Origin of the sequence: Microbacterium sp. T32, assembly GCF_001619615.1 — a bacterium.
Lineage (GTDB): Bacteria > Actinomycetota > Actinomycetes > Actinomycetales > Microbacteriaceae > Microbacterium.
Map to the genome: position 1 here is coordinate 1 of NZ_LQQP01000075.1, position 241 is coordinate 241.

General features: G+C 70.5%; 1 protein-coding gene. It reads right to left on the reverse strand.

Going from position 1 to position 241, the window contains the following annotated elements:
• Positions 1–47 precede the first annotated feature (47 nt).
• Positions 48–241 (reverse strand): NADP-dependent isocitrate dehydrogenase (locus AVW09_RS16010; RefSeq protein ID WP_156496141.1); only part of this gene is annotated, 194 nt, incomplete at its 5' end.

Sequence of the window (241 nt, forward strand, 5' to 3'; positions counted from 1 at the left end):
AAGAGGGGCGGATGCCAGTGGCATCCGCCCCTCTCGGGTTCGGGCGATCAGCGCAGGGCGTCGATGATCCCGTTCAGCGTCGCGGAAGGGCGCATGACCTTCTCGACGAGGGCTGTGTCGGGACGGTAGTAGCCGCCGATGTCGGCCGAGTGGCCCTGCACGGCGAGGAGCTCCTCGACGATGGTGGACTCGTTCGCGGCGAGGGCCTCGGCCACCGGCGCGAAGACCGCGGCGAGGTCGG